This window comes from Cellulomonas sp. A375-1 (assembly GCF_001040865.1).
Lineage (GTDB): Bacteria > Actinomycetota > Actinomycetes > Actinomycetales > Cellulomonadaceae > Cellulomonas > Cellulomonas gelida.
In genome coordinates this window covers 1-2907 of sequence record NZ_LFKW01000149.1, presented here as the reverse complement: position 1 = coordinate 2907, position 2907 = coordinate 1, and the positions used below count along the sequence as shown (strand labels likewise).

General features: G+C 72.8%; 2 protein-coding genes. Both read left to right on the top strand.

The window, feature by feature from the left end:
• The first annotated feature begins 158 nt into the window (after nucleotides 1–158).
• Entirely contained in the window at nucleotides 159–1397 is a 1239-nt protein-coding gene (locus tag CWIS_RS15955; RefSeq protein WP_231583945.1) for an LCP family protein, read from the top strand.
• Nucleotides 1398–1529: 132 nt separating this feature from the next.
• Nucleotides 1530–2771 carry an LCP family protein gene (locus tag CWIS_RS15950; RefSeq protein ID WP_229747390.1) on the top strand — a complete coding sequence of 414 codons (1242 nt, stop codon included), beginning with the start codon at nucleotides 1530–1532 and terminating at the stop codon, nucleotides 2769–2771.
• The last annotated feature ends 136 nt before the right edge of the window (nucleotides 2772–2907 follow it).

Here is a 2907-nt window from a genome sequence, read left to right as displayed (position 1 = left end):
CCCAGCCGACCACCCCGCCGGTCCTCGCCTGGGGACGAACGGCGCACGGACACCCGGACGGGTCGCGTGGGCCCGTGTGCGCGGATCTTCACGACCCCTCCACCGTGCCGTCGCACGAGTCGCCACGGCGACGACCGCACGCTCGTAGCGTCGGCCGCGTGCCGCTCACCGCCCAGCCCGCCGCCCCGACGAGCAGGCACGCGCGCGGTCGGCGCGAGCGACGCGCGCTGCGTGCGGTCGCGCTCACCGCGCTCGCCGCCGTGACGTTCACGGGCACGGCCGCGCTCACGTTCGTCGTGCGGCTCGACGACAACATCCACCACCTCGACCTCGACCCGCTGCTCGGCCCGCGCCCCACGGCCGCGGCGCAGGCGCAGGACCCGGCCGCGGGCCGTGCGCTCACGCTGCTGCTGCTCGGGTCGGACTCGCGGGCCGGCAAGAACGGCACGATCGGCGGCACGGTGGCCGACAGCATGCGCTCGGACACGACGATCGTGCTGCACGTCTCCGCGGATCGCTCGCGCGTCGAGCTCGTCTCCATCCCGCGCGACTCGATGGTCGCGATCCCGCAGTGCACGACGACGAGCGGCGAGACGATCGCCGCGAGCGAGTACTCGAGGTTCAACAAGGCGTTCGCCCTCGGCTGGGACCACGGTCAGGACCTCGAGTCGGCCGCCGCGTGCGCGTGGCGCACGGTCGAGGCGACCACGGGGGTCCTCGTCGACGACTTCCTGCTCGTCGACTTCGTGGGGTTCCGCGACATGGTGGACGCGGTCGACGGGGTGTGGATCTGCGTCCCGCGCGACATGGACGACCGCAAGGCCAAGCTGCACGTCAAGGCCGGCTACCAGCGGTTCACAGGCCCGACCGCCCTGGCGTTCGCGCGCTCGCGCGGGTTCCAGGGCAACTACGGCATGGACACCGGGCGGATCGGCAACCAGCAGCGGCTGCTCGCCGCACTCGCCGACAAGGCGCTGTCGAGCGAGGTCCTGACGGACCTGCCCGCTCTGATGCGCCTGCTCGACGCGGTGACGCGCTCGCTCACCACCTCGATGAGCACGACCGACCTCGCGGGGCTCGCGCGCAGCCTGCGCGACGTCCGGACCGGCGACGTCACGTTCCTGACCATCCCCACGCTCCCGGACCCGCGCGACCCCGACAACACGCTCGTCTGGGCGGACGACGCCGCGACCGTGTGGGCCAACCTCGCGCGGGACGCGCCCGCTCTGACCGGCACGGCGCAGGACCCGCAGACGCGTGACGAGCCCGGCACGAGTGCGACGTCCCGGCCGACCGGGCCAGCAGGCTCGTCGGGCACGGCGCGGCCCTCGCACGGGTCGACGAAGAAGGCGGGGCGCGAGGCGTTCACACTCGACGACGAGACCGCGTCGTGCTGACCCGCGGGCTCACCCGATGCGTGCCCGGCTGTCCGGATCGCCCGCTGACCTGCATCGATCTGCACAACTTCTCCACCGGGCTCCTCCTGTCGCTCCCTCGCTCGTCCAGCCCCCGTCCCTAGGATCGACGCCGTGCCTGTCCGCCACATGTCTGCCGAGCGCCCAGCCAACGCGCGCCACGCCCGCCACCACCGCAGCGGGCGGATCCTGCAGAGCGTCGCCCTGGTGACGGTCGCGATCCTCGCCTTCGGCGGGACCGCGGCCTACTCGGTGTACGCGCGGCTCAACGGCAACATCGACCACGTCGACGTCTCCGGCCTGCTCGGCCCGCGGCCGACGCAGACGCCCCAGGCGGGAGCCGACCCCAACGCCGGCAAGGCCGTCAACATCCTGCTGCTCGGCTCCGACTCCCGCGAGGGCGAGAACGGCGCGATCGGCGGCCGGGTCGCGGGCGGGATGCGCTCCGACACCGCGATCGTCATGCACATCTCGGCGGACCGGTCGCGCGTCGAGATGGTCTCGATCCCGCGTGACTCGCTCGTCGAGATCCCGACGTGCAAGACCACCAACGGCGACACGAGCTCCAGCGGCCGCGCGATGTTCAACGAGGCGTTCGCGCGCGGCTGGGACAAGGGTCTCGACCTCGCCTCAGCGGCCGCCTGCACGTGGCGCACGGTCGAGGCCACGACGGGCGTCACGATCCACGACTTCGTGCTCGTCGACTTCGCGGGCTTCCAGACGATGGTCGACGCGATCGGCGGGGTGGACATGTGCATCCCGACCGACATGGACGACAAGAAGGCCCGCCTGCACGTCGAGGCCGGCAACCGGCACCTCGACGGCAAGACCGCGCTGGCGTACGCCCGCTCGCGGCACAGCCAGGCGGGCGACGGCTCGGACATCGCGCGCATCGGCAACCAGCAGCGGCTGCTCGCCGCGATGGCGTCCCAGACGCTGTCGAAGAACGTCCTGACGGACTGGACGGACCTGCTCGGGCTGCTCAACGCCGCGACCAAGTCGGTCACGACGTCGATGTCGACATCCGACCTCGCCGGGCTCGCCTACAGCGCTCGCGGCATCCGCACTGGCAACATCACGTTCATGACGATCCCGTGGGGCGCGGCACCCGAGAACAAGAACCGGGTCGTGTGGACGTCCGAGGCGGACGTCATCTGGTCGAACATCGCCGGCGACATCCCGATGCTCCGAGGCACCGACGACGACCGCGGCACCCAGCCGACCAAGGAACCGACGAAGGCGGCGACCAAGGGCCCGACGGCGACCGCGGACCCGTCCAAGGAGCCCACCGCCAAGGCGACCCGCAAGGCCGGTCGCGAGTCCTTCACGCTCGACGACGACACCGGCAAGTGCTGAGCATGGCTCGCGACGAGCCCGGCACGCCGCCCAGCTTCACCCCCGGTGGCGGCGCGTCCCGCCCCGCCGCGCGTGACGCCGTGGCCGTGGGCCGCGACGAGGCCCGCGCGCCGGGCAAGCCGGCCCGTCCGGCCGG